The organism is Limimaricola pyoseonensis, assembly GCF_900102015.1.
GTDB lineage: Bacteria > Pseudomonadota > Alphaproteobacteria > Rhodobacterales > Rhodobacteraceae > Limimaricola > Limimaricola pyoseonensis.
The window spans coordinates 749,029-774,023 of the sequence record NZ_FNAT01000001.1 but is presented as its reverse complement, the minus strand read 5'-3'; the positions used below and the strand labels follow the sequence as shown (position 1 = coordinate 774,023).

General features: G+C 71.2%; 22 protein-coding genes. 10 read left to right on the top strand and 12 right to left on the bottom strand.

Going from position 1 to position 24,995, the window contains the following annotated elements; all coding sequences use genetic code 11:
- Positions 1 to 3: 3 nt before the first annotated feature.
- From BLT43_RS03685 to BLT43_RS03660, 6 genes are all read right to left on the bottom strand, one after another.
- Complete coding sequence (locus tag BLT43_RS03685; protein ID WP_090110147.1) at positions 4 to 1,341, bottom strand: biotin/lipoyl-containing protein; 1,338 nt, start codon at positions 1,339 to 1,341, stop codon at positions 4 to 6.
- A complete protein-coding gene (locus BLT43_RS03680) occupies positions 1,331 to 2,326 on the bottom strand; it encodes an alpha-ketoacid dehydrogenase subunit beta (RefSeq protein ID WP_090110145.1) in 996 nt (331 codons plus the stop codon). The genes BLT43_RS03685 and BLT43_RS03680 overlap by 11 nt, the downstream gene beginning before the upstream one ends.
- A gap of 10 nt (positions 2,327 to 2,336) precedes the next feature.
- Positions 2,337 to 3,317, bottom strand: a complete 981-nt coding sequence (locus tag BLT43_RS03675) for a thiamine pyrophosphate-dependent dehydrogenase E1 component subunit alpha (RefSeq protein WP_090110143.1) — start codon at positions 3,315 to 3,317, stop codon at positions 2,337 to 2,339.
- A gap of 56 nt (positions 3,318 to 3,373) precedes the next feature.
- Complete coding sequence (locus BLT43_RS03670; protein WP_090110141.1) at positions 3,374 to 4,672, bottom strand: M24 family metallopeptidase; 1,299 nt, start codon at positions 4,670 to 4,672, stop codon at positions 3,374 to 3,376.
- A gap of 97 nt (positions 4,673 to 4,769) precedes the next feature.
- The gene (locus tag BLT43_RS03665) at positions 4,770 to 5,579 is read right to left on the bottom strand and encodes an SDR family NAD(P)-dependent oxidoreductase (RefSeq protein WP_090110138.1); all 810 of its coding nucleotides are present in this window, start codon (positions 5,577 to 5,579) and stop codon (positions 4,770 to 4,772) included.
- A gap of 10 nt (positions 5,580 to 5,589) precedes the next feature.
- The gene (locus tag BLT43_RS03660; protein ID WP_242652209.1) at positions 5,590 to 7,362 is read right to left on the bottom strand and encodes an ABC transporter substrate-binding protein; all 1,773 of its coding nucleotides are present in this window, start codon (positions 7,360 to 7,362) and stop codon (positions 5,590 to 5,592) included.
- 262 nt (positions 7,363 to 7,624) lie between these two features.
- Here BLT43_RS03660 and BLT43_RS03655 point away from each other — a divergent pair, with 262 nt between their 5' ends.
- The 5 genes from BLT43_RS03655 to BLT43_RS03635 all read left to right on the top strand — a co-directional run bounded on the left by BLT43_RS03655 (position 7,625) and on the right by BLT43_RS03635 (position 12,992).
- Positions 7,625 to 8,587 (top strand): sugar ABC transporter substrate-binding protein, encoded by a 963-nt coding sequence (locus BLT43_RS03655; RefSeq protein ID WP_090110136.1) that lies wholly within the window; start codon positions 7,625 to 7,627, stop codon positions 8,585 to 8,587.
- Between the two features lie 80 nt (positions 8,588 to 8,667).
- Positions 8,668 to 9,465 carry an SDR family oxidoreductase gene (locus tag BLT43_RS03650; protein WP_090110135.1) on the top strand — a complete coding sequence of 266 codons (798 nt, stop codon included), beginning with the start codon at positions 8,668 to 8,670 and terminating at the stop codon, positions 9,463 to 9,465.
- 31 nt (positions 9,466 to 9,496) lie between these two features.
- Entirely contained in the window at positions 9,497 to 10,471 is a 975-nt protein-coding gene (locus BLT43_RS03645; protein ID WP_090110134.1) for an ABC transporter permease, read from the top strand.
- Positions 10,472 to 10,482: 11 nt separating this feature from the next.
- Positions 10,483 to 11,484, top strand: coding sequence for an ABC transporter permease (locus BLT43_RS03640; RefSeq protein ID WP_090110133.1), 1,002 nt, complete (start codon positions 10,483 to 10,485; stop codon positions 11,482 to 11,484).
- Positions 11,481 to 12,992 carry a sugar ABC transporter ATP-binding protein gene (locus BLT43_RS03635; RefSeq protein WP_090110132.1) on the top strand — a complete coding sequence of 504 codons (1,512 nt, stop codon included), beginning with the start codon at positions 11,481 to 11,483 and terminating at the stop codon, positions 12,990 to 12,992. The genes BLT43_RS03640 and BLT43_RS03635 overlap by 4 nt, the downstream gene beginning before the upstream one ends.
- A gap of 156 nt (positions 12,993 to 13,148) precedes the next feature.
- Here the strand turns inward: BLT43_RS03635 and bchO are convergent, their stop codons facing one another.
- Genes bchO through crtA form a run of 4 tightly spaced genes read right to left on the bottom strand, consistent with a single transcriptional unit; the run spans position 13,149 to position 17,443 of the window.
- On the bottom strand, positions 13,149 to 14,021 hold the full coding sequence (bchO, locus tag BLT43_RS03630) for an alpha/beta fold hydrolase BchO (RefSeq protein WP_242652201.1): 873 nt from the start codon (positions 14,019 to 14,021) through the stop codon (positions 13,149 to 13,151).
- A 4-nt stretch (positions 14,022 to 14,025) separates the two neighbouring features.
- The gene (locus BLT43_RS03625; protein WP_090110130.1) at positions 14,026 to 15,660 is read right to left on the bottom strand and encodes a VWA domain-containing protein; all 1,635 of its coding nucleotides are present in this window, start codon (positions 15,658 to 15,660) and stop codon (positions 14,026 to 14,028) included.
- On the bottom strand, positions 15,657 to 16,664 hold the full coding sequence (gene bchI / locus BLT43_RS03620) for a magnesium chelatase ATPase subunit I (RefSeq protein WP_090110129.1): 1,008 nt from the start codon (positions 16,662 to 16,664) through the stop codon (positions 15,657 to 15,659). Before bchI ends, BLT43_RS03625 begins: the two co-directional genes overlap by 4 nt.
- Positions 16,661 to 17,443, bottom strand: coding sequence for a spheroidene monooxygenase (gene crtA, locus BLT43_RS03615; protein WP_423222111.1), 783 nt, complete (start codon positions 17,441 to 17,443; stop codon positions 16,661 to 16,663). Before crtA ends, bchI begins: the two co-directional genes overlap by 4 nt.
- 28 nt (positions 17,444 to 17,471) lie before the next feature.
- Between crtA and crtI the strand changes: the two genes are divergently transcribed.
- The 3 genes from crtI to tspO are packed head-to-tail and all read left to right on the top strand — an operon-like array spanning position 17,472 to position 20,478.
- Positions 17,472 to 19,022: a phytoene desaturase family protein gene (gene crtI / locus BLT43_RS03610; RefSeq protein WP_090110128.1), complete on the top strand. Its 1,551-nt coding sequence runs from the start codon at positions 17,472 to 17,474 to the stop codon at positions 19,020 to 19,022.
- Entirely contained in the window at positions 19,019 to 20,017 is a 999-nt protein-coding gene (locus BLT43_RS03605) for a phytoene/squalene synthase family protein (protein WP_090110127.1), read from the top strand. Before crtI ends, BLT43_RS03605 begins: the two co-directional genes overlap by 4 nt.
- On the top strand, positions 20,014 to 20,478 hold the full coding sequence (gene tspO / locus BLT43_RS03600) for a tryptophan-rich sensory protein TspO (RefSeq protein WP_090110125.1): 465 nt from the start codon (positions 20,014 to 20,016) through the stop codon (positions 20,476 to 20,478). The genes BLT43_RS03605 and tspO overlap by 4 nt, the downstream gene beginning before the upstream one ends.
- Here tspO and crtC read toward each other — a convergent pair.
- Together crtC and crtD are read right to left on the bottom strand one after the other, a co-directional pair.
- On the bottom strand, positions 20,475 to 21,308 hold the full coding sequence (gene crtC / locus BLT43_RS03595; protein ID WP_423222113.1) for a carotenoid 1,2-hydratase: 834 nt from the start codon (positions 21,306 to 21,308) through the stop codon (positions 20,475 to 20,477). The two genes, tspO and crtC, sit on opposite strands and share 4 nt — an antisense overlap.
- Positions 21,305 to 22,879: a 1-hydroxycarotenoid 3,4-desaturase CrtD gene (gene crtD / locus BLT43_RS03590; protein ID WP_090110123.1), complete on the bottom strand. Its 1,575-nt coding sequence runs from the start codon at positions 22,877 to 22,879 to the stop codon at positions 21,305 to 21,307. The genes crtC and crtD overlap by 4 nt, the downstream gene beginning before the upstream one ends.
- A 120-nt stretch (positions 22,880 to 22,999) precedes the next feature.
- Between crtD and BLT43_RS03585 the strand changes: the two genes are divergently transcribed.
- Together BLT43_RS03585 and BLT43_RS03580 are read left to right on the top strand one after the other, a co-directional pair.
- Entirely contained in the window at positions 23,000 to 23,839 is an 840-nt protein-coding gene (locus BLT43_RS03585) for a polyprenyl synthetase family protein (protein WP_423222110.1), read from the top strand.
- Positions 23,839 to 24,966 (top strand): methyltransferase, encoded by a 1,128-nt coding sequence (locus tag BLT43_RS03580; RefSeq protein ID WP_090110119.1) that lies wholly within the window; start codon positions 23,839 to 23,841, stop codon positions 24,964 to 24,966. Before BLT43_RS03585 ends, BLT43_RS03580 begins: the two co-directional genes overlap by 1 nt.
- Positions 24,967 to 24,995: the final 29 nt, after the last annotated feature.

The window sequence follows — 24,995 nt, the reverse complement described above, 5'->3', positions numbered from 1 at the left end:
CGGTCAGAGCAGGTGGCGGAGGGGCTCTTCGATCCGTCCCGCAAGGTCTGTGAGGAGGGCGAGCGCCCGGTCGGCCGAAAGCTGGTCGGCGGCGCATTCGAGCGTGAGCCGCAGGCCCGGCCCGGTTCCGGTGATCGTGACCACCGGCGCGTCCTCGGCCCCCATGGACACCGACGTCACGCGGGCCCGCCGCAGGTCGCGCAGGCGCAGATGCGGGACGCCGTCGGCCGCTTCGGCCGCGCTGGCGCCGAGCCTTGGCCTGTCGGGGTCGCGGTAGTGCCGCGAGGCACCGAAGGCGTCCACCGCGACGACGATCTCGGCGTCGTCCGACCTCAGGCTCGCGGCCGCGAACCCCGCCAGCAGGGCATGTTCGTCGAGGTCGCCCGCGGCGGCGGCCCATTCCATGAAGGCGGCGAGGCCGTCGCCGCCGGTCTCGGCGGTGAGCCTGAGCGGCCGGGCGACGGGCGACACCGTGGGCGAGGGCTGCTCCCTGCCCATGACCCGGAGCGCCTCCAGATCCCGCACATGGAAGGGCTGGGGATGCCCGGCCGAGACCAGCCTCTCAAGGTCCAGCCCCTGTTCGAGCGCGAGGCGTCGCGCCTTCGGGGATGCGAGGATGCGGCCGGCCGCGCGTGCCGGCTGCGGGGCCGGGGCAGGGCGGGCCCGAGGCTGCGCCGCACTTGCGGGCCTGGCCGGCTCGGTCTCCGGAGCGACCGGTTTCGCATCGGCCTTCGCGTTCGCCTTCGCGTCGGCCTTCGCGTCCGCCCTGCGCCGGACCGGCGCGTCGGGCTTCTCCGGGCTGATGATCGCCACGGCCTGTCCGACGGGCACCTCTTCGCCGGCCTCGGCCAGAAGGGCCGCGACATAGCCGTCGTGACCGGCCGGCACCTCCATCGTGCTCTTGTCGGTCTCGACCTCGAACAGGACGTCGTCTGCGGCGACGACATCGCCCGGGGGCTTCAACCAGCCGACCAGAAGGCCGGTATCCTGCGCCATGCCGAGCGCCGGCATGATGACGTCGTGGCCCTGCGGCAGCTCGGCTGGCGCGGCCTCCTCCGCGGGGGCAGCGTCGGCCTCTCCGTCCGCCGGGGCGGGCGCGTCGGCCGTGTCGGAGATCAGCGCGATCACCTTGCCGACCGGCACGTCGTCCCCGGCGGCGGCGGTCACGCGGGTCAGGAAGCCCGCGGCCTGCGCCTCGACCTCCATCGTCGCCTTGTCGGTCTCCACCTCGAACAGGGCATCGCCTTCGGCCACCGTGTCGCCCGGAGATTTCAGCCAGGTCACGATGACCCCGGAATCCTGGGCCATCCCGAGCGCCGGCATGATCACCTCACGCGGCATGGATCATCTCCCCGGCGCAAAGCCGGCGGGCCTGCACCGCGACGGCCTCGGGCGTCGGCACGGTGAGGTCCTCGAGCGCCGGGCTGAACGGCACCGGCACGTCCATCGCGCCCATCCGCAGCACGGGGGCGTCCAGATGGTAGAAGGCCTGCTCGTTGAGCCGGCTCGCGATCTCGCTCGTCACGCCGTAGCTCTGGTGGCCCTCGTCGATCACGATGGCCCGCGAGGTCTTCCTGACCGACGCGACCAGCGCCGCCTCGTCGAGCGGCACGATGGTGCGCGGGTCGATCACCTCGGCGCTGATGCCCTCCCGCGCGAGGATCTCGGCGGCGGCCTCGGCCACCTGCACCATCGACGAGGTGCCGATCAACGTGATGTCGGACCCCTCGCGCTTCACATTCGCGACGCCGAAGGGGATGAGGTAGTCCTCCTCGGGAACCGGCGCCTTGTCCTGGTACATCAGCTTGTCCTCGAAGATGACGACCGGGTTGTTGTCGCGGATCGCGGTCTTCATCAGGCCCTTGGCCTCGTAGGCCGACGAGGGCATCGCAACCTTGAGGCCCGGGATATGGGCGACGAGGGCCTGCAGGGACTGGCTGTGCTGCGCCGCCGATCGCCGCGTGGCGCCGAGATTGGTGCGCAGCACCAGAGGCACGTTGAGCTTGCCGCCGGACATGTAGTGCGTCTTGGCGGCCTGGTTGCAGAGCTGATCCATGATCAGGAAGATGAAGTCGCCGAACATCAGGTCGACGATCGGGCGCGAGCCGGTCATCGCCGCACCGACGGCGATGCCCATGAAGCCCGGCTCGGCGATCGGCGTGTCGATGACGCGGGCGGTGCCGAACTCCTCGACGAGGCCCGAGAGGACCTTGAAGGGGGTGCCGGCCTCGGCGACGTCCTCGCCGATCACGAACACGGTCTCGTCGCGCCGCATCTCCTCGGCGATGGCCTCGTTCACGGCCTTGGACAATGTGATCTCTCGCATGATCGTCTCCTCAGGCCGCGTAGACATGCATGTCGACTTCGGACGTGTCGGGGTACTTCGCCTCGAGCGCGTATTTCACCGCATTCTCGGCATCTTCCTTGATCTCGGCCTGCAGCGCCTCGAGGTCTTGCTCGCTCGCGATGCCCTGGTCGACCAGCCAGCCGCGGAACCGCAGGATCGGGTCGCGCTCGGTCTTCCAGAGCGTCTCCTCCTCCTTGGCCCGATAGTATTCGCGGTTGATGTCGCCGACGTGGTGCCCGTGGTAGCGATAGGTCATGAGCTCCACGAAGAACGGACCCTCGCCCCCGCGGCAGCGCCCGACCAGCTCGGTCGCCAGCTTGTTGACGGCGAGCACGTCCTGGCCGTCGACCTGGAACGCCTCGATGCCGAAGGCTTCGGCGCGAGCGGTGATCGACCCGGCGGCGATCTCCTCGGTCTTGGTGTATTCCGAGTAGCCGTTGTTCTCGCAGGCATAGATGACCGGCAGCCGCCAGAGCGCGGCCATGTTCATCACCTCGTACATCAGGCCCTGCGCGGTGGCGCCGTCGCCGAAGAAGCAGACGGTGACGTCGTCGCGCCCCTGCAGCTTCGCGGTCAGGGCCGCGCCGGTCGCGATCCCCATCGAGCCGCCGACGATCGCGTTGGCCCCGAGATTGCCGTTAGACTGGTCGGCGATGTGCATCGAGCCGCCCTTGCCGCGGCAGTAGCCCTCTTCCTTTCCCAGAAGCTCGCAGAACATCTGTTTGAACTCGGCGCCCTTGGCGACGCAGTGGCCGTGGCCGCGATGGGTCGAGGTGATCTTGTCGGTCGTCTTCAGGGCCTCGCAGATCCCGACGGCGACGGCCTCCTCGCCGGAATACATGTGGGTCAGCCCCGGCATCTTGGCCGACAGGTAGAGCTGGTTGGCGTTGTCCTCGAAGCTGCGGATCCGGACCATCTGCGAAAACATGCGCAGGTAGTCCTCGGTGTTGGTCTTTGCCTTGTCTGCCATGGATGTCTCCGCGGATGGGGTGGGGCCCCGGCGCGCCGGCCGGGGCGGGCAGGGTGTCAGTAGCGGTTCGCGATCGGCAGCTCCTCGGCCGGGAACAGGCTGATGACCTCGCAGCCGGTGTCGGTGACCACGACCTCCTCCTCGATGCGGGCGGCCGAGTAGCCGTCAGAGGCCGGGCAGTAGGTCTCGAGCGCGAAGACCATGCCGGTCTGGATCTCCATCGGGTTGTCGAGGCTGACGGCGCGGCTGATGATCGGCCGCTCGTGCAGCGCGAGGCCGAGGCCGTGGCCGAACTGCAGCCCGAAGGCCGACAGCTCGTCGGGAAAGCCGAACTCCTCGGCCTTGGGCCAGAGCTTGGCCACCTGGTCGGTGGTGACGCCCGGCCTGATCGCCTGGATCGAGGCGTCGATCCATTCGCGGGCCTTCACGTAGGCGTCGCGCTGCGACGGCGTGGAGCGGCCGATGTTGAAGGTCCTGTAATAGCAGGTGCGGTAGCCCTGGTAGCTTTGCAGGATGTCGAAGAAGGCCTGGTCGCCGGGCCGGAAATAACGGTCGGTGAAGTTGTGCGGATGCGGGTTGCAGCGCTCGCCCGAGATCGCGTTGATCGCCTCGACGTCGTCCGAGCCCATCTCGTAGAGCATCTTGTTGGACAGCGCGACGATGTCGTTCTCGCGCACCCCCGGCTTCAGCTCCTCGTAGATCATGTGGTAGACGCCATCGACCATGCTGGCGGCCTGCGTCAGCAGCTGGATCTCGTCCCAGTTCTTGATCTCGCGCGCCGAGAGCATGATCTGCTGGCCGTCGACGACGTTGAGACCGGCTTCCTTCAGCGCGTGGAACATCGCGGTCTCGGCGTAGTCGACGCCGACCGGCATGCCCTTCATGCCGGCATCCTCGATCAGCCCGGCGATCTCCTCGGCGTATTTCTTCATCAGGCCGAAGCTGGGCGGGATGGTGCCCCGCATCCCGACCACGCCGGCGCGGCAGTGGTCGGGGACCAGCCAGTCGGAATACTTCTTGTGGTGCACCGCGGCCGAGCCGAAATCCCACACATAGGGCGCATCGTCGCCGGTCAGCAGGCAGAAGCGGCACATCTTGTCGCGCTCCCACTCGCCGATCTTGGTGGCCGAGACGTAGCGGATGTTGTTCACGTCGAAGAGCAGCAGCGTGCCGCAATCGGAGGCCTTCAGCGCTTGGCGCGTGCGGCTGAGCCGGTAGCGGCGCAGGCGGTCGTGATCGATGCGGCGCTCGAAATCGGTGTTGGTGTGGCCCCAGGCGGGCAGGCGTCCTTCCCAGCGCCAGTTCGGCTCGAGATCGGCTGGGGACAGGACGTTGGGTGTGAGGGCGCGGGACATGGGACAAAGCTTTCCTGCTGGGTGCGCGGGGGGCACGCACCAGTGAATGTCGTTGGGCTTGTTGCTGTCGTCGGGCGGCGCCGGGCCGCCGGCGGGATCACTGCATGATCATGCCGCCGTCGATCATGATGAGCTGGCCGGTCATGTAGTCGGACTCGTCCGAGCAGAGGAAGGCGGCCGTGCCCTTGACGTCGTCGGGCGTGCTGAGCTGCTTCATCAGGATCATGGTCTTGGCGAGGTGGTCCATCGACTGGCCCTCCTCCTCGAACATGCCGATCTCCACGAGATCCTTGTCGAGCTGCTCCCAAAGCTCGGTCTTGACCACGCCGGGGCCGTAGCCGTTCACCGTGATCTTGTGCTCCCACAGCGCCTTGGCGCCGCCGATGATCATGGCGAGGGCGCAGTATTTCGAGCAGGAATAGGGGATCACGTCGAGAAAGGCGGTGCGCGACACGATCGAGCCGACATTGATGATCTTGTAGGGGTGATCCTCCATCGGACCCTGCGCGATCATCTTCTTCGCCGCCTCCTGCATGCCGAACAGCATGCCCTTGGCGTTGATGTCCATGATCTGGTCCCAGTTGTCCTCGTCGATGTCGAGGAACATGCGCGGCTTGTTGATGCCGGCATTGTTGAGCATGACGTTGATCGAGCCGAACTCCTCGGCGCAGGCATCGACCGCGGCCGCGTGATCGGCCCGCTTGGTGACGTTCATGCCCAGCGAGATCGCCTTGCCGTTCCCGGCCGCGTTGATCCGCCTGGCGACTTCGCCGACCCCATCGACATTGATGTCACCGAGGCAGACATTCGCGCCCTGGGCCGCGAAATACTCCGCGTTCGCCGCGCCCATGCCCTGGGCCGCGCCGGTGATGACGATGTTCTTCCCTCTGAGGCGATTGGGGTCCATGGTTTCCTCCCTAGGTGATCGGCTGTCTCAGCGCGTCCTCGGCCCGGGCCTGGGCCCGCGCCAGGGCGTTGCGCGGTGTCGTCAGTCCACGCAGCATGTCGTGGAATTCGTGGCCGCAGATCTGGATGATGTCCGAGATCTGCGGGATCGGCGGGCGCGGCCAGAACTGGAGTTCGTCGCGCCAAGCCATCTCCTCCACCGCCTCGAAGACGGGCGACAGCCGGCGCACTTCCGGATCGCTCCCGACCGAGTAGCGCGGCACGGTGCGGCTGCCGTTCTGCACGTAGAGCTTCTGTGCCTCCGGCGACGTGAAGGCGATCAGGGCCTCGGCCGCGTCGGGGATGCGCTCCTCGGCGAGGTTGGCCGGGATGCCGAGCACGTAGCCCCCGACCGGGGCGACCGGGCTGCCGCGCGGGCCGGCGGGGTGGGGCAGGTAGCCGGTGTTTTCGTAGGCGGGCGAACTCGGGTCCAGTTCGAAATAGGGCGCCAGCAAGGTGTAGCCGTAGGCCATGGCGACCTTGCCGGCGGCGTAGGGGCGCATCCGCTCGTACCAGGACATCGACAGGATGTCGGGCGGCGAGAATTCGAGCAGCGCCATGAGGTATTCGGCGGCCTCGAGCGCCCTCGGCGTGTCGATCGTCGCCTCGATGTCGCCGCGGCCCAGATTGCCGGCATCGAAACCCCCGGCGATGGCCGGCAGCTTGACGATCGGCTGGCCGAAATCGGCGCAGGTCATCATGAAGGTATGGCCGAGCGCCGTTCCCCGCGCCGCGTTCCAGGCGACGCCGTGGCGGCCGCGGGCCGGGTCATGCAGCGCGGCGGCGGCGCGGAGCACCGCGTCGGTGGTGTTCGGCGGCTCCAGCCCGGCCTCGGCGAACCAGTCCTTGCGGTAGAACATCAGCTCGGGCGTCGTCTGGCTCGGGACGCCGTAGGGCACGCCGTTCCAATGCGCCGCGCGCCAGCCCGCGGTATGGAAATCGCTGGGATCGAGGCGCTCGACATCGAGCGCGGACCCGAGCGGCCGCAGCACGCCCTTCTCGACGAATTCGCCCACCCAGGGCAGGTCGACGGCGATCAGGTCGTATTGGCTGTTCGGGCGCGCGGCGTTGCGCAGCGCCTCGTCGCGGAGGCGGTCGATCGAGAAGGCGCGCTGGCTGATCTTGGTACCGACAAGCTGTTCGAACTGGCGCTTGAGGTTGTCCATCACCATGAAGGTGGGATCGCCATGCACCAAGATGCGCAGCCCCCCGGCCAGCTTGAGCGGGCTCGCCAGCACCCGCGGCGGACGGATGAGCGACTGTCCGGGCTGGTAGGAGTCGCCGAAGTAGTAGTCGGAGGACCCCGAACCCGACGCATCGGCCGCGAATTTCGAGGCGGCCAGCCGCCGGATGCGGTCGGCGAGATGGGTCCAGGTCTCGATCAGCGCGTCGCTCGGGTGCAGCGAGAAGCTCTTGCCGGTCTTGGACCGGGGCCGCTGGACGATCAGGCCGGCCTTCTGCATCTCGGCGAGCTTGCGGGTCGCGGTGGCATAGGGCACGCGCGCCGCCGACACCATCGAGGACGCGGTCACCACCCGCCCCTCGGCGTGGCTGCGCAGCAGGTACAGGGACATGTTCAGGTAGGGGTTGGGCGCGGTCGGCTCGATCGCGCCTTCGATCTCGAGGCTCAGCTCGTCGAGGAAGGCGACCACGGATTCGAGCTCGGCCGTCGCGAAGCGGGGCGCGCCGGCGACGACGCCGATCCTGTCCTGGGCGTTCTCGAAACTATGCGCGGCCGGGCTCATCATCCTGGGTGTCTTGCCTGTGTCCGATCTGGATTTTCTGGCATCGCTCATGGCGGGCTCCCTGTAGGCTGTCCAAATCGCGGGCGGGGGAGTATCGCGACTTTGTTCATTGTGGATATCTTTTCATCCAAAATGAACAAATATGCGGGGGCGCGGCGCGGCGGATTGGGGCTGACTCAGGGTCAGATTGCATCGGGCAGGTCCCGGGCTGGGGGAACAGCCGCAATCACGAAGACACGGATCTTTGGGGAGGAGCCCAGACATGACCATTTCGATCAAAGCCCGTATTGCCGTGACCACCGCGCTGGTCGGCAGCGTCGCGGCCGGGGCCGCCGCGGCCGACACGATGAAGATCGGCATCACGCAGAACAATGTCGGCGTCGACAGCTACCAGACCACCTACGAGAAGGCGTTCATCGCGGCGGCCCAGGCCAACCCCGACATCGAGGCCGTCGTGCTCGACGCCGGCGGCGACGTCGCGCGCCAGATCGCGCAGGTCGAGGACCTGATCCAGCAGCAGGTCGACGCGATCATCATCTGGCCGACCAACGGCGAGGCGGTGGTGCCCGCCGTCCGCAAGGCCCACAGCGCCGGCATCCCGGTGATCGTGACCAACTCGAACATCGCCGAGCAGGGCTTCGAGTTCGCGGCCTCCTTCTCCGGCCCCGACAACATCACCCAGGGCGCCCGCGCCGCCGAGATCATGTGCGAGAAGTTCACCGAGATGGGCATCGAGACCGAGGCCCAGATCGTGCAGATCTCCGGCCAGCCGGGCTACACCACCGCGATCGAGCGGGCCAAGGGCTTCGAGGATCGCCTGCCGGAGGTCTGCCCCGACGTGACGCTGGTCGAGACCCAGCCCGGCGACTGGAACCGCGAGAAGTCGCAGAAGGTGATGGAGGCGTTCCTCGTCAAGTATGACGACATCGACGGGGTTTATGCCGGCGACGACAACATGGGCGTCGGCGCGCTGAACGCCGCCAAGGCGGCCGGCCGCGACGGCATCATCTTCGTGGGCGCGACGAACTTCTCGGTCGGCTACGAGGCGATGGAGCGCGGCGAGTACTGGGGCTCGATCTACCAGTCGCCGGTCGATGACGCCGAGGCCGCCCTGAAGACCGCCCTCGACGTCCTCTCGGGCGCAGAGGTGCCGTTCCTGAACTACTTCGACACGCCGAAGATCACTCAGGAAAACATGGATCAGTTCGACAAGCCCGTCTTCTGATCCCCTCCCGGGAATGCACGGGGCGGCAAGGCTCCGTGCATTCTCGCCGACAAAGCCAATTTCGCAGACGGGAGGGCACCATGGGACGTGTCTCGGGACGCTCGTGCATCGTCACGGGAGCCGCGCAGGGCATCGGCCGGGCCATCGGCGAGGCGCTGCTCGACGAGGGGGCGGATGTCTGCTTTGCCGACATCAACGCCGCCAAAGTGGCCGAGGTCGCGGCGGCCAACGAGGCGCGGGCCAAGCGCAATGGCGGCCTCGTGACCCACGCGGTGGTCGACGTGACCGACAGGAGCCAGGTCAGGGCGATGATCGCGCAGGCCGTCTCCGTCTTCGGCAAGCTCGACGTCAAGTTCAACAATGCCGGCGTCAACAAGCCCATGAACTTCCTGGACGTGACCGAGCAGAACTGGCGCTTCATCATGGACGTCAACGGCCTTGGGGCGCTGATCGGGATGCAGGAGGCGGCGCGCCAGATGATCGCGCAGGGCTCCGGCGGCAAGATCATCAACACGGCCTCCGTGGCCAGCCGGCAGGGCTTCGACAACGTCGCGCCCTACTGCGCGTCGAAATGGGCCGTGGTCTCGCTGACGCAGTCGGGCGCAAGGGACTTGGCCAAGCACGACATCACGGTGACCGGCTTCGCGCCCGGCGTCGTGGCCACGGAGATGTGGGAAGGGGTCGACCGCGACCTCATGAGCATCGGCGCGGCCGAGCGGCCGGGGCAGGCGATGGAGGAATTCTCCTCCGACATCCTGCGCGGCCGCGTGGCGACGCCGCAGGACATAACAGGGACGACGACGTTCCTGGCATCGCGGGACAGCGACTACATGACCGGCCAGATTGTCATGATCGACGGCGGAATGACGTTAGTCTGAGGCAATGGCACGGAAATTCGGGGAGGACGGCATGGCGGAGATGACCAAGAGGGACGTCGGACAGTTCCTGGCCCGGCAAGGCATACTCGTGGCCTTCGTGATATTCATCATCGGCTTCACATTGGCCAACCAGCGCTTCCTGGCGGTCGACAACGTGCTGGGCGTGATCCGGTCCTCGGCGATCCTCGGGGTGATGGCGCTCGGCGTCACCTTCGTCGTCATCAGCGGCAACCTCGACCTCTCTGTGGGGTCGATGATGTCGTTCTCGACCATCGTGGTGCTTGACCTGCACGACAAGATCGGCCCGTCGCTGGCCATCCCGGCGATGTTCGCGATGACGATGTGCCTCGGGGCGCTGATCGGGTTCCTCGTCGGCTACCTGAAGCTCAATTCGCTGATCGTCACGCTGGGCATGCTGTCGGCGATCCATGGCCTGACGCTGACCTATTCGGGCGGCAAGAACATGGACATCGCCGACAAGGAGGGGACCTGGTTCAGCCTGTTCGGCCAGGGCTCCGCGCTGGGCATCCCGGTGCCGATCCTGATGTTCGCGCTGCTGGCGGCGCTGCTGAGCCTGCTGCTGGCCAAGACCGCCTTCGGGCGCAAGGTCTACGCCGTCGGCGGAAACGGCGTCGCCGCCACCTTCTCCGGCATCCGGCGCGCCCGCGTCGTGTTCCTGACCTACGTCATCTCGTCCTTCTGCGTCGCCTGCGCGGGCCTTCTGCAGGCCAGCCGGTCGATGGGCAGCCAGAACACCGTCGGGCAGGGGCTCGAACTTGAGGTGCTGGCGGCGGTGATCCTCGGCGGCGCGTCGCTGCTGGGCGGCTCCGGCACCGTGTTCAAGACCGTGATCGGCGTGCTGATCCTCGGCTTCATCCAGAACGGGCTGCTCCTGGTCGGGCTCGAGTTCTACGTCCAGTATGTCGTGACCTGGGTGATCATCATCCTCGCGGTCTGGCTCGACATCGCGGCCAATCGCGGCCGTCTCTGGTCGCCGATCGCATAGGGGAGGCAATGATGAACACCCTCAACACCAACGACCTTCTGAAGCAGGGCGCGATCTGGGGCTTCATCGTCCTCGAGCTGGTCTTCTTCACCGTGGCCGGCAAGTACCTCTCGCTGTCGCAGAACGCCTTCATGGATCTCGACAACATGCTGCTGCTGTTCAAGCAGTCCGCCCCGATCGGGATCATCGCGCTGGGCATGACCGTGATCATGATCAACGGCAACATCGACCTCTCGGTCGGCGCCATCTTCGCGCTCTGCGCGGTCGTCCTTCTCGACAGCATGAGCTGGCCGTTCCTGACCGGCCTCGGCGACTGGGTGATCCCGGTGTCGTGGGGGCTCGCGCTGCTGACCGGTGTCGTGCTCGGGGCGATCAACGGCCTGATCGTCTGGAAGACCGGCGTCGACGCCTTCATCGTCACCCTCGGGGCCATGCTCGGCTATCGCGGGCTCGTCTTCATGTTCAACGGCGAGCAGCCGACCTCGCACCTGAACTGGACGTTGGTCGACTTCGCCGAGGCGCAGTTTTTGGGGCTGCACACGGCCACGTGGTTCCTGCTCGGTGTCGCCGTGGCGCTGTGGCTGCTGATGACCCGCACCGTGCACGGCCGCAACGCCTATGCCATCGGCGACAATCGCGAGGCGGCGGTGAACGCCGGTATCCGCGTCGGGCCGCACATGATGATCAACTTCATGATCATCGGCTTTCTCGCCGGTCTCAGCGCCGTGGTCTTCTACTCCGAAAGCGGCTCGGTGAATCCCAATGACGGCTCGCTCTACGAGCTCTGGGCGATCACCGCCGTAGTGCTGGGCGGGACCAAGCTGACCGGCGGCTCCGGCTCGATCATCTCGACATTGGGCGGCGTGCTGGCGATCCAGCTGCTGCGCAAGGGTCTCGGCCATATCGGCGCCGATACCGAGACGGTCAATTTGGTGATCGGCAGCATCCTGATCGCGGTCCTGTTCCTGGATCGCCAGCTGAACCGCAAGGCCAAGGGAGAGTTGAGGACATGACCAGTTTCACACCGGCCCTGCGCCTTCAGGACATCGTCAAGACGTTCCCCGGGGTCCGCGCGCTCGATGGCGTGTCGCTCACGGTGCTGCCGGGCGAGGTGCACGCGCTGATGGGCGAGAACGGCGCGGGCAAGTCGACGCTGATGCGGGTTCTCGGTGGGGTGCTGCAACCCAACAGCGGCAGGATCCTGATCGGGGAGGAGCCGACGATCATGGCCTCGCCGCTCGACGCGAAGTCGAAGGGCGTGGTGTTCATCCACCAGGAGCTGAGCCTGGCCGAGGAGCTGTCGGTCGCCGAGAACGTCTATCTGGGCGAGCTGCCGCGCAAATCCTTCGGTCGCGTCGACTGGGACCGTCTCCACGAGAAGACCGCGGCCATTCTCGACAAGCTCAAGGTCGGCTTCACGCCGCAGACCCGCGTCGGTGATCTTTCGCTCGCCAACCAGCAGATGGTCGAGATCGCCCGCGCGCTCACCGTGGACGCGAAGGCGGTGATCTTCGACGAGCCGACCGCCTCGCTGACCGATGCCGAGAAGGTCGTGCTGTTCGACGTGATCGCCGACCTGAAGGCGCGCGGCGTCGGGGTGATCTACATCTCGCACCGCATGGAAGAGATCTTCCACATGACCGACCGCATCAGCATCCTGCGGGACGGGCAGTATCGCGGGACGCTGCACACCGCCGAGACCAGCGAGGAAGAGCTGACGCAGCTGATGATCGGGCGCAAGCTCGACCTCAGCCGAAAGATCAACCACGCGGAGGTCGGGGCCGTGGCCCTCGAGGTCCGCGGATTGAGCTGCGGCCGGCTCTACAGCGACGTCAGCTTCGAGGTCCGCCGCGGCGAGGTGCTCGGCTTCTACGGGCTGGTCGGGGCCGGGCGCACCGAGGTCGCCGAGACCCTGTTCGGCCTGCGCGATCCCGACGCGGGGCAGATCCTGCTGGACGGCGAGGAGGTCCGCATCGGCTCTCCGGTCGAGGCGATCGCCAGGGGCATTTCGCTGGTCCCCGAAGACCGCAAGGGGCAGGGCCTGGTGCTCGGCATGAACTGCCGGGACAACATGACGCTGCCGCAGGTCGATGACCTGAAGGCCGGGCCGTTCGTCGCCGAAGGCGCCGAGATCGCGATCTTCGACCAGTACCGCGACAAGCTCGACATCCGGACGCCGGGCTGGCGGCAGAAGGTCGGCAACCTCTCGGGCGGCAACCAGCAGAAGATCGTCATCGCGAAATGGCTCTCGATGCACCCCAACGTCCTGATCGTGGACGAGCCCACGCGCGGCATCGATGTCGGCAGCAAGTCCGAGATCCACAACCTGATCCGGGATCTCGCGGCGAACGGCTTCGCGGTGATCGTGATCAGCTCCGAGATGCCGGAGGTGCTGCATGTCTCGGACAGGATCGTCGCCATGCATCATGGCAAGGTCATCCGGACCTTCACCTCCGAGGAGGTCACCGAGGAAAGCCTGGTCCAGGCGATTTCCGGCATCGTGGCCGAGACGGCCGCCTGATGCGGGGGCGCGCATCGCGCGCAGGCACATGATCCATGCCGTCGTGCGAGCAGTGCCGTCGCCATGCCGGCCCGTGCAGGGGTGCCCATGGTCAGGCCGCAAGACGGTCGCGACCGCAGGTCCACCGCCCCACCACCGGCGCGGCACCCGGGCCGCTCAACCGCGCGCCTCGATCGCCTCCGTGATCGCGTCGAGCATCCGGTCGGGCGCCTCCTCATGCGCCAGGTGGCCGAGATCCGGCAGGAGCCGCAGCGTGGCGTTCCGCATCCGGGCGATTGCCTCGCGCGCGACCTCGGGCGGGACCGCCGTGTCCCTTGCGCCGGCGATCAGGACGCAGCGCGCCTGCAGTTCGGGCAGCCGGTCGAGCAGCGGATCGATGTTCCACTGCGCCATCATCCGCAACGTGGCGCCGACATGCTGCGGGTCGCCGATGAGCCGCGCGTAGCAGGCGAGACCGGCCGCATCGATGCGCGAGCCCGTGCCCTCGATCAGCCGCCGCGCCAGCGCGTCCTTCGGCCCGCCGAGCGTCAGCAGGCGCGGCGCGAGCGGGTTGGCGGCGAGGGCCTTGGCCAGCAGCGGAAACAGCCAGCCCGCGATGCCCTCGAAGCGGCCGAGCGCGGCGTTGATGCCGACCACCACCGGCGGCCGGCCAGAGGGCGCACGCAGGTGCTCTGACAGCGCCAGCGCGATCGCGCCGCCGGCCGAATGGCCGATCAGCGCCGCGGGCCGCCAGCCCTGCGCCTCGGCGAGGCGCGCGATGTCGGCCGCCATCGGCTCCAGCCCGAACCGGTCGCGGCGGCCGGCCCGGGTGAAGCCCTGGCCCGGCAGGTCGATCGCCACCACGTGCCGGTCCCGCGCCAGCGCTGGCAGCAGGTCGCGCCAGCTGTGCACCGAGGCGCCGGCACCGTGGATCAGCAGCAGCGTCTCGCCCGTGCCGAGCTCCTGCACGTGCCAGTCATGCGGGGCGCAGCGCAGCCGGCGGGAATACGCGTGGTTGGGCCATGCGGGCAGGTCGCGCTGCCAGTCCACCGCGCTAGCCGGCGCGGCTTGCGGCGATCGCCGCGCCGATCGCATCGGCGCGGGCCCGGGGCAGGGCGAGGCGCCGCGCCCCCATCAGCCCGGCCAGCCGCTCGGTCTCGGGCGTGGCACGGGGGGCGGTGTCGATCACCAGCCCCGCGGGGGCCGCGTCCCGGGCCTGCCGCGCCATCGCCTCGGCATCGGCCATCGCGGCGCCGCGGCCGCCCGTGCCGTCGAGCCCGACATTGGCCCGGCCGTCGGTCAGCAGCACCAGCGTCGGGTCCATGCCGCGCCGGCGGCCGGCGGCGGCGACCTCGAGCGCCGCCCGCAGCCCGGAGGCCAGAGGCGTGCCGCCGCCGCCCGGCAGCGCCGCGAGCTGCCGCTTGGCCCGCACCAGCGCCCGCGTCGGCGGCAGCAGCAGCTCGGCCCCGGCGCCGCGAAACGACACCAGCGCCACCTGGTCCCGATGCGCGTAGGCTTCGGCCAGCAGGGAGACGACGGCGCCCTTGGCCTCCGCGAGCCGCGCCACGGCGGCCGATCCGGAGGCATCCACCACGAAGACCAGCAGCCGGTCGGCCCGGTCCTCGTGACGGCGCTGCCGCAGGTCCTCGGGGCGGATCAGCACCCGGTCGTCCGGCGCCATCCCGCGCCGCCGGAGCGCCTGCCACGGCGCGGCGGCGGTCAGCGTGGCGAAGAGGTCGATCCGCCCGTCGCCGGCGCGGCCGGCGCGGGCGGGCAGGGGGCGGCCGCGCCGCTGGCCCGGCATCCGCGCGCCGCTGCCCGAACTCGCGCCTTTGCCGGGCGCGGCGTGGCGGTCGGCCTGCGGCAGCGCGCCCGGCGGCAGGGCGGCACGGATCGCGGCCACCAGCCGGTCGGGCAGGGCGGTGCCGTCGGTGTCGGCCGACCGCTCGGGCCCTTGCTCCGGGCGGGCCTCCGGCTCGGACGGCGGCGTCTCCGACACGGGCCGCAGCGTGGCGCGCGGGGCCAGCACGAGGCGCGCCGCCACGGCGAGATCCTCGTCGCGGACCTCGGCCCGGCCGTGCAGCAGGGCGTGCGCCCGCGCGGCGCGCAACGCGAAAAGCGGCCCGCGCGGGCTCGCGATGCCGAAGGTCGCGGCGGCCAGCCCCATGGCACGGCAGGCTTCGGGCGGCATCGCGGGTTCGGCGGTCGGCGGATCCGGCACGGCCGCGACGGGCGCGACGTCCTGCCAGCGCACGGCGTGCAGGTCGATCGTGAAGGCGAGCCGGTCGACCAGCCCGCTCTGCGCGGTCTCGTCCTCCGCGCCCTCGTCGAGCAGGATCAGCGCCGCACCGCGCCTAGTGTCGAGCGCGCGGGCGAGGCGGCTCGCGAGCAGGGGCGCGGCGCGCTCCGCCATCGGCAGGAGCAGCAGCGCCGGCGCGGCGAGGCAGCCGTCGCGGCGGACGGGCCGCCGCTCGGCCAGCGTCGCGGCGACATCCAGCCCGCCGTCGAGCGCATCGGCGCCCATGCCGGGATGCAGCCGCCGCAGCGGCAGCGGCACGATCGCCAGCGCGTCCTCGAAGGCCTGCCGGACCGGCCCGGCCCGCGCCCGCAGATGCAGCCCGCCCAGGCCCGCGGGGTCGAGCGCCAGCAGCCGCAGTGCCAGCGCCGCGTCGGCCCAGCCCTCGCTCATGCCAACACCTCCGCCACGGCGCGGCCCACCCGCGCGGCCGAGCCCGCCTCGTCCAGCGGGTCGCGCCGCAAGCGGTGGCTCAGCGCCATGGCCGCGACCCGGCGCAGCTGCGCCCGGCCGAGCCGCGCCTCGCCCCGGTAGGCCGCGAGCGCCCGCGCGGCGCGCAGCAGCGTCAGCTCGCCGCGCAGCCCGTCGGCGCCGAGCGCGAGGCACAGCTCCGCGCAGTCGCGCAGCACCGCCTCGGGGGCCTCGACATCGCGCAGCCTCTCGCGCGCGGCGAGGATCGCGCGGCGCACCCGCAGGTCGTGCCGCCGCCAGCGGGCGGCGAATCCCTCCGGGTCGGTCTCGAGGGCGTCGCGGCGTCGCAGCACCTCGATCCGCTCCTCGATGTCGGTGGGCGAGCGCACCTCGACCGAGACCCCGAACCGGTCGAGCAGCTGCGGCCGCAGCTCGCCTTCCTCGGGGTTGCCCGAGCCCACCAGAACGAAGCGCGCCGCGTGGCGGATCGACAGCCCCTCGCGCTCGACCAGGTTCTCGCCCGACTGCGCGACGTCGAGCAGCAGGTCGACGATGTGGTCCTCGAGCAGGTTCACCTCGTCGATGTAGAGATAGCCGCGATTGGCGGCGGCGAGCAGGCCGGGCTGGAACGCCTTCTCGCCCTTGACCAGTGCCCGCTCGATGTCGAGCGCGCCGGTCACCCGGTCCTCGCTGACGCCGAGCGGCAGGTCGACCACCGGCGTCGGGCGGCTGGTCAGCCGCCCCGCCGGCCCCTCGACCCAGTCCGGCCGCTCTTGGGCGCTGGCCGAGTTCACCGGGCAGTTCGCCACCGCCCGGATCGGCGGCAGAAGCGCCGCGAGCCCGCGCACCGCGGTCGACTTGCCGGTGCCGCGATCGCCGAAGACCAGCACGCCGCCGAGCCGCGGCTCGATCGCGGTGAGGATCATCGCGAGCTTCATGTCGTCCTGCCCGACGATGGCCGAGAAGCTGAAGACCGGTCCGCTCATGCCGCGACCTCCCCTGTGGCGAGCGGTGCTGTGCCGCCCCAACTGCCGCGCGCCCCGACCACCCTGAGCCGGGCGTAGAGCTCCTCGCGGAACCAGCCGCCCGCGCGCACCGCCTGGACCGCGCCGGCATGCGCCGCGTCGCCGCGCGCGAAACGGATCATCGCGGCCGCGTCGGGCCAGATGGAAAACGTGACCTGGTGCAGGAACGGCACCTCGCCGATGCCGATGCGGAACAGCACGTCGGGGTTGCCGGCGATCCGCGCGTCGACCCCCGGCACGTGGCCCCAGAACCGCGGCAGCGCGCGCGGCCGCAGGCTGGCGCGGGTCAGAACGGCGAGGGGACCCCGGCCGGGGTCGGCCCCGGCGGCGAAGGGCTCGCGCCGGGCCCAGCGGCCGCGCGTCGAAAGCGGCTGCATGAACACCGTCCAGTTTTCGTCCGCGCGGGCGGCGTAGCGGGCGAAGACGCCGCTTTCGGTGCCGCGCGCGGCCGCCGCGGTGTCGGGCCAGACCGCGAGGATGGCGCAGATCTCCATGTTCGGGATCGGGGTGAAGCCGCCGCGCGTGCCGCCGCCGCAGAGCTTCCAGAAGCGCAGACCGGGCGTGCGCCACAGCCGGAGCCGCGCCTCGGCCATCATCCAGAAGGCCCAGAGCCGCGGTGGGCCGGGGGCGAACCGGTAGAGGCTGAGGCTGACGGTGGTGATGGCTCCGCTCCCCGCTGGCGGGGCCGCGGCGCACGCGGCCCGTGCTGCCAGTGAAGGCGCAAACTTCGCGATTGTCAACTTTTGTTGACACTACTACGCTGTCATCATGTTGACAAAAGCCGAGCCAGACCTGCTGCAGGCCGCCGGGGCGCGACTGCGGCCGCATGCCGTGGTCGTCGGCGCCGGGCTGGGCGGGCTGGCCGCGGCGATGCGGCTCGGTGCCAAGGGCTGGCGGGTCACGGTGATCGACCGTCTCGACATGCCCGGCGGGCGCGGCTCGGCGCTGCGGGTCGACGGGTTCCGCTTCGATCTCGGCCCGACCATCGTCACCGTGCCGCAGGTGTTCCGCGACCTCTGGCGCGCCTGCGGGCGCGACTTTCACGCCGAGGTCGAGCTGCGGCCGCTCGACCCGTTCTACGAGATCCGCTGGCCCGATGGCAGCCGGCTCGCGGTCCGCGCCGATCCGGACGCGATGCGCGCCGAGGTGGCGCGGCTCTCGCCCGGCGACGTCGCGGGATACGAGGCCTTCATGGTGGCGAGCGAACGCCGATACGGCATCGGCTTCGAGGATGTCGGCCGCCGCCCGATGCACCGCCTGCCGGCGTTCCTGCGGATCCTGCCGCAATTCGCGCGGCTGCGCGCCGACCGCTCGGTGCACGCCATGGCGGCGCGCTACGTCCGCGACCCGCGGCTGCGGATGGCGCTGTCCTTCCACCCGCTCTTCGTCGGCGGCAATCCGTTCTCCGTCACCTCGATCTATTCGCTCGTCGGCCATCTCGAGCGCAGCTTCGGCGTGCATTGCGCGACCGGCGGCGTGGCGGCGATCGCCGCCGCCATGGCGCAGGTCGTGCGCGATCAGGGCGGGCGGCTGGTGATGGGCGCCGAGGCCGACGAGATCCTGCTCGACCGCGGCCGGGCGCGCGGCGTGCGGCTGGTCTCGGGCGAGGTGATCCCCGGCGACATCGTCGTCTCCAACGCCGACTCGGGCCACACCTACGACCGGCTGCTGCGCGGCCATCGCCGCCGCCGCTGGACCGGGCCGCGCCTGAGGCGGGCGCGCTGGTCGATGGGGCTCTTCGTCTGGCATTTCGGCACGCGCGGCACGCGCGGCGACTGGCCCGATGTCGGCCACCACACCATCCTGAACGGCCCGCGCTACCGGGCGCTGCTCGACGACATCTTCGCGCGCGGGCGGCTGGCCGAGGACATGAGCCTCTATGTCCACCGCCCCGCCGTCACCGACCCGACCGCTGCGCCGGAGGGCTGCGATACGTGGTACGCGCTCAGCCCCGTGCCGCATCTCGGCCATGCCGGGACGGTCGACTGGCCAGCGATGGCCGAAACCTACCGGGCCCGCGTGCAGGCGGTGCTCGAAGACCAGCTCCTGCCGGGCCTCGGCCCGCGCGTCACCGCCTCGCGCGTCTTCACGCCCGAGACGTTCCGCGACCGCTATCTCAGCCCGCATGGCTGCGGTTTCTCTCTCGAGCCGCGCATGACCCAGAGCGCATGGTTCCGGCCGCACAATGTCAGCGAGGAGGCGCGCGGGCTCTACCTCGTGGGCGCGGGTACGCATCCGGGGGCGGGGCTGCCGGGCGTGGTGGCCAGCGCCGAGGTGCTGGCCCAGCTGGTGCCCGACGCGGCAAAGGTGCGCGCATGAGCGCCGCCACCGATCTCGAGGCCTGCTCTGACGCGATCCGCGCCGGCTCGCACTCCTTCCACGCCGCCTCGAAGCTCTTGCCGCGCGCGGTGCGCGACCCGGCGCTGGTGCTCTATGCCTTCTGCCGGCAAGCCGACGACGCGGTCGATCTCGGCGCGGGCAAGGCGGCCGCCGTGGCGCGGCTGCGCCGTCGGCTCGACCGCGCCTGTGCCGGGCGGCCGCTCGACACGCCCGTCGATCGCGCCTTCGCAGTGCTCGTCGAGAGCCAGGCCCTGCCGCGCGCGCTGCCGGAGGCGCTGATCGAGGGGCTGGAATGGGACGCCGAGGAACGGCGCTACGACGATCTCTCCGCCCTGCGCGGCTACTGCGCGCGGGTGGCGGCGACGGTCGGGGCGATGATGTGCGTGCTGATGGGCGTGCGCGACCGCGACGCGCTGGCGCGGGCCTGCGATCTCGGCGTGGCGATGCAGTTCACCAACATCGCGCGCGACGTGGCCGAGGACGCCGCCGCCGGGCGGCTCTACCTGCCGGGCGGCTGGATGCGCGAGGCCGGTCTCGACCCCGACCGCTTCCTCGCCGCGCCCGCCGCCGGCCCCGCGATCCGGTCGGTCGTCCGCCGGCTGCTGCGCGAGGCCGACACGCTCTACCATCGCTCGGAGGCGGGCATCGCGGCGCTGCCCTTCGCCTGCCGCCCCGGCATCCTCGCCGCGCGTCACGTCTATGCCGGGATCGGCACCGCTTTGACCCGCGCCGGCCACGACCCCTTCGCCGGGCGCGCCCGCACGACCCGGGCCGCCAAGGCCGCGCTCCTGGCCCGCGCCGCGCTGCAGGCCGGAACAACCGGCCTCCTGCCGCGTTCGCCCGTGCTCTACGCCCGCCCCTTGCCGGAGACCGCCTTCCTTGTCGACGCCGCCGCCCATGCCGACACCGCCCGCCCGCATTGGAGCGACCCCGTGCTGACCGCGCTCGCCGCGCCGATGGCGAGGCCGTCGTGAACTGGGCGATCGCGCTGATCCTGCTCGGGGCCTGTTTCGCCGCCGGCACCACCGGCGCGATGTTTCCGCCGGGCGAATGGTACCGCCGTCTGAACAAGCCGCGCTGGACCCCGCCAGACTGGCTCTTCCCGGTGGCCTGGACGACGCTCTACCTGCTGATGGCCGGGGCGGGCGGGCTGGTCGCGGGGCGGCCCGGGGCCGATTTCGCGCTGGCGCTCTGGGCGCTGCAGATCGCGCTCAACACGCTCTGGACGCCGGTGTTCTTCGGCCTGCGCCGCATCCGCGCCGGGATGCTGGTGCTGGCGCTCTTGTGGCTGGCCGTGGCCGCGACCCTCGTGGCGCTGTGGCGGGTCGAGCCCTGGGCGGGGGCGATGTTCATCCCCTATCTCGCCTGGGTCAGCGTCGCGGGGGCGCTGAACCTCGCGGTCTGGCGGCTCAACCCGGCCGAGGCGAAGGCCTAGGCCGTCCCGGCCCGGGGCCAGCGCGCCCGGCGCGGCACCCGCATCGCCAGCATCGGCTTCAGCCACGGCGCGCGGAAGCGGTTCAGGTCCAGCGTCTCGTGCACGCCGATCCGTTCGGCCCCGTCGATCCGGCTGGCCACCGCCGCCCGGCAGTAGAACGGCGAATCCAGCATCGAGAGATGCTGGCGCGGCGTGACGCCGGGCGCGGCCGGGATGCTGCGGCGCAGGCCCCAGAGCGTGCGGGGCAGGGGCGCGGGATCGGGCATGGCCATCTCCTGCGCCGCGCCGTCCGTGAAGCGGATCGCCGCGCCGCGCCGCTGCCCGTCGCGCCCCAGCGCCTCGTAATAGGCCACCGCGCCGCCGGGCACCGGAAAGCGCGCCCAGCTCCAATGCGAGAAATCGGTCTCGAGCGGGCGGGTGCCGAAATTCGAGTCGAGATAGCCGTGGCCGCGCCACGTGTTGCCGTCGCCCAGCTCGACCACGACCCGCGCCGCCGGGGCGAAGGGCCGCCAGACATGCGCGCCCTCGCCGTCGAGCACCATCTCGATGCCGGTCACGGCCGCGGGCTCCAGCAGGATGCGCCCCCGCAGCCGCCCGATCTGCGGCGGGGCCGCTACCTCGTCGACCTCGACCACCAGCCGCCCGCCGCTCCAGCGCATCCGCGACGGCCCGATCTCGAGCGCGTCGCGGCCGCGGCGTAGCGCCGAGCGGCCCCGGTCGGTCATGCAGAACCGCCCGCCCGGCCCGTAGGTGGCGACGTTCAGGCAGACGTGGTTCTCCGGGTCGCCGCGCCCCGACCAGCCGTACCAGGGCGAGAAGACCGAGCCTATGAAGCCGATCGCCGAGACGGCGCGGCCGCCGTCGTCGCTGATCGCGTCGAGATACCACCAGCCGTATCCCCCGGCCGGGACCGCGACCGAGAAGTCCGGTCGCTCAGCATCGCTTCGGCCGCGTGCCGGCCGGAGAGCGCCGCCATCGGCAGGCCCGGCCCCGGATGCACCCCGCCCCCCGCGAGGTAGAGCCCTGGCACCGCCGTGCGCGCCGTCGGCCGCCGGAACGCCGCCGTCAGCGCGTCCGGGCTCTGGCCGTAGAGCGCCCCGAGGCTCGCCGGGAACATCTCCGCGAAGTCGCCCGGCCGGGTCGGCGCCATCGGCCCCGGCGCCGGGTCGAGGCGCAGGCCGAAGCGGGCGAGGGTCTCGATGCTGCGTGTCGGACATGTCTGGCCCTCCCCGGGCGCTCTGGTGGCCCCGGCGGGCGGGGCGTTGGCGATGATCTCGAAGCGCTCCGGACCGGCGGGGGCGGGGCCCGTGCCGCGATCCTGCGCGCAGAGGTAGAGGCTGGGATCGGCCGGTGTGCGCCCGGCGGTGAGCGCGGCGAACTCGGCCCGGCCGTCGGCGGTGAAGAAGACGTTGTGACGGGCCAGCTCCGGCCCCGCCGCCCGTGCCGCGAAGCTCCAGACATGGGCCGAGAGGCTGCGCGAGCGCGCCGCCTCGGCCGCGAGATGCGCCACATTTGGCCCCAGCGCCCCGGTGGCGAGCGCGCGCGGGTCGCCGTTGAACAGCACGCTGCGCGCCGCGATCCGGGTGCCGTCGGCCAGCCGCAGGCCGGCGACGCCGTGGGCATCGGTCTCGATGGCGGCGACGTCCGTTTCGAAGCGGAACCGCACCCCGCGTGCCGCGAGCAGCTCGTGCAGCACCGCGGCGAGCCGCCAAAGCCCGCCCTCGACCGCCCAGACGCCCTCCGCCTCGGCGCGCCAGATCAGCGCCAGTAGGGCGGGGGCATGGAGAGGATTGCCGCCGACATAGGTGGCGTAGCGGCCGAAGAGCTGCACGAGGCGCGGGTCGTCGAAGCGGGCCTTGAGCCGTGCGTCGAGCGTCGCGCCGGGCGCGAGGTCGGCCAGCAGGCGGGGTGTGCGCGCGATGGCGGCCATGATGCGGGCGCGGTCGGGCCGGGGCGCGCGCATCACCGGCGCGTCGAAGGCGGCGTAGAGCCGGCGCGCGGCGGTATCGAAGGCGCGGAACTCGCGCGCGGCCTCGGACCCGGCGAAGCGTCCGATCGCCTCGGCGTCGCGGCCGGTGTCGCCGGTGAGGTCGAGCCGCCCGCCATCGGGCCAGAAATGCCGGGCGATCACCGGCAGCCGCGCAAGCGCGAGGTGCTTCTCGAGCCGGGTGCCGAGCGCGGCGAAGAGGTCGTCGAAGACGTCGCGCAGCGTCAGCACCGTCGGCCCGGCATCGACCGGGCCGGCAGGCGAGGGCAGGGCGCGCAGCTTGCCGCCCGGGTGGCCGTGCCGTTCGAACACCGTCACGTCGCGCCCGGCGGCCACGAGCCACCCGGCGGCCGCGAGACCGCCGATCCCGGCACCGATCAGCGCAACGTCCTGCCTGTCGTCCCGCGCCTGCATCGCCTCACTGACCAGTTGACAGGACAACCCTACATGTCCAGTGTGACTGACACAATGAATGTGTTCGCGGATTTACAGTCGGAGCCCCCGGGCGATCTGCGCCTTCGCATAGATCGCGCGGTGACGGACGCGCTGGCCCGGGCCGGGACACCTCCCGCGCCGCCTCGGCTGGCCCGGGCGCTCGCCCATGCGACGCAGCCCGGCGGCGCGCGGATCCGCCCGACCATCCTGCTCTCCGTGGCGCTGGCCTGCGGCGACGATCGCCCGGCGCTGGCCGACGCCGCCGCAGCGGCGCTGGAGCTGATCCATTGCGCCAGTCTCGTGCATGACGATCTTCCCTGCTTCGACGACGCCGCGACCCGGCGCGGCAAGCCCGCCGTGCACCGTGCCTTTTCCGAGCCGCTGGCGGTGCTGACCGGCGACGCGCTGATCGTGCTGGGGTTCGAACTGCTGGCCCGCGCGGCGGCCGAGGCGCCCGAGCGCTGCGCGCCGCTGGTCGCGACATTGGCGCGCCAGACCGGCATGCCGGACGGCATCTGCGCCGGCCAGGGCTGGGAGAGCGAGACGCAGGTCGACCTCTCGGCCTATCACCGCGCCAAGACCGGCGCGCTCTTCGTCGCCGCCACCCGCATGGGCGCCATCGCCGCCGGGCAGCCGCCGGACCCGTGGGACGAGCTCGGCGCCCGGATCGGCGAGGCGTTCCAGGTCGCCGACGACCTGCGCGACGCGGTGATGAGCGCCGAGGATCTCGGCAAGCCCGTCGGACAGGATCCGCTGCACGACCGGCCCAACGCCGTCACCGCGCTGGGAGTCGAGGGCGCGACGCAGCGGCTGAAGGACATCCTCGCCGGCGTCGTCGCCTCGATCCCCTCCTGCCCGGGCGAGGCGCGGCTGGCGGCGATGGTGCGCTGGCAGGCCGAGCGGCTGGTGCCGCAGCCGCACGCCCGCAGCCGGGCCTGATGGCCGCGCCCGACGCAGGGCTGCCGCCCCGGCCGCGCCGCTGGCCGGGCTTCCACCGCCTGCTGGCCACCCCCGGTTTCCAGAGCTTCGTCGAGCGCGTGCCGCTGCTGCGCCGCATCGCCCGGCGCGACGGCACGGCGCTGTTCGACCTCGTGCAGGGCTTCGTCGCCGCGCAGGTGCTCTCGGCGCTGGTCGAGCGCGGCGTGCTGGCGGCACTGCTCGACGGTCCGCGCGGGGCGGAGGATCTGGCCCGGGCGCAGGGTCTGCGGCCCGACCGGATGGCGGTGCTTCTGCAGGCCGGGGCGGCGCTGAAGCTGCTGCGCCGCCGCCGCGACGGGCGCTACGGCCTCGCGCGGCGCGGCGCGGCGACGCTGGGCGTGCCGGGGCTGGCCGAGATGCTGCGCCATCACCGCCTGTTCTACGCCGACATGGCCGATCCGCAGGCGCTGCTCTCGGGCGATGCGCCGACCCGCGTGTCGCGCCACTGGTCCTACCTCGCGAGCGACGAGCCCGATCCGGCCGAGGCCGCCGCCTATTCGCGGCTGATGGCAAGGACGCAGGCGCTGGTGGCCGAGGACACTCTGCGCCTCGCGCCGCTGGACGGGGTGCGCGCGCTGCTCGATGTCGGCGGCGGCTCGGGGGCCTTTCTCGCGGCGGCCGCGGCTCGCCATCCGGCGCTGCGGTTGATGCTGCTCGACCTGCCGCCGGTGCTGCCCGCCGCGCGCGCGCGGTTCGAGCGGCTGGGCCTCGGCGCCCGGACGGCGCTGCATCCCGGCTCCTTCCGCGACGGGCCGCTGCCGGCCGGCGCCGACGCGATCTCGCTGGTGCGGGTGCTCTATGACCACGACGACGCCACGGCGCGACGCCTGATCGCCAAGGCCCGTGCGGCGCTGCCGCCGGGCGGGCGGCTGGTGATCTCGGAGCCGATGTCGGGCGGCGACCGGCCGGCCCGCGCGGCCGATGTCTACTTCGCCTTCTACACGCTCGCCATGCGCTCGGGCCGGGTGCGCAGCAGCGCCGAGATCGCCGCGATGTGCCGCGAGGCGGGCTTTGCGACGGTGCGCGCGCCGCGCCCGCTGCGACCCTTCGTGACAAGTGTCGTCATCGCCACGACGGTCGATGTGTAAATCAAAGTTGACATATAGACATGTAACAA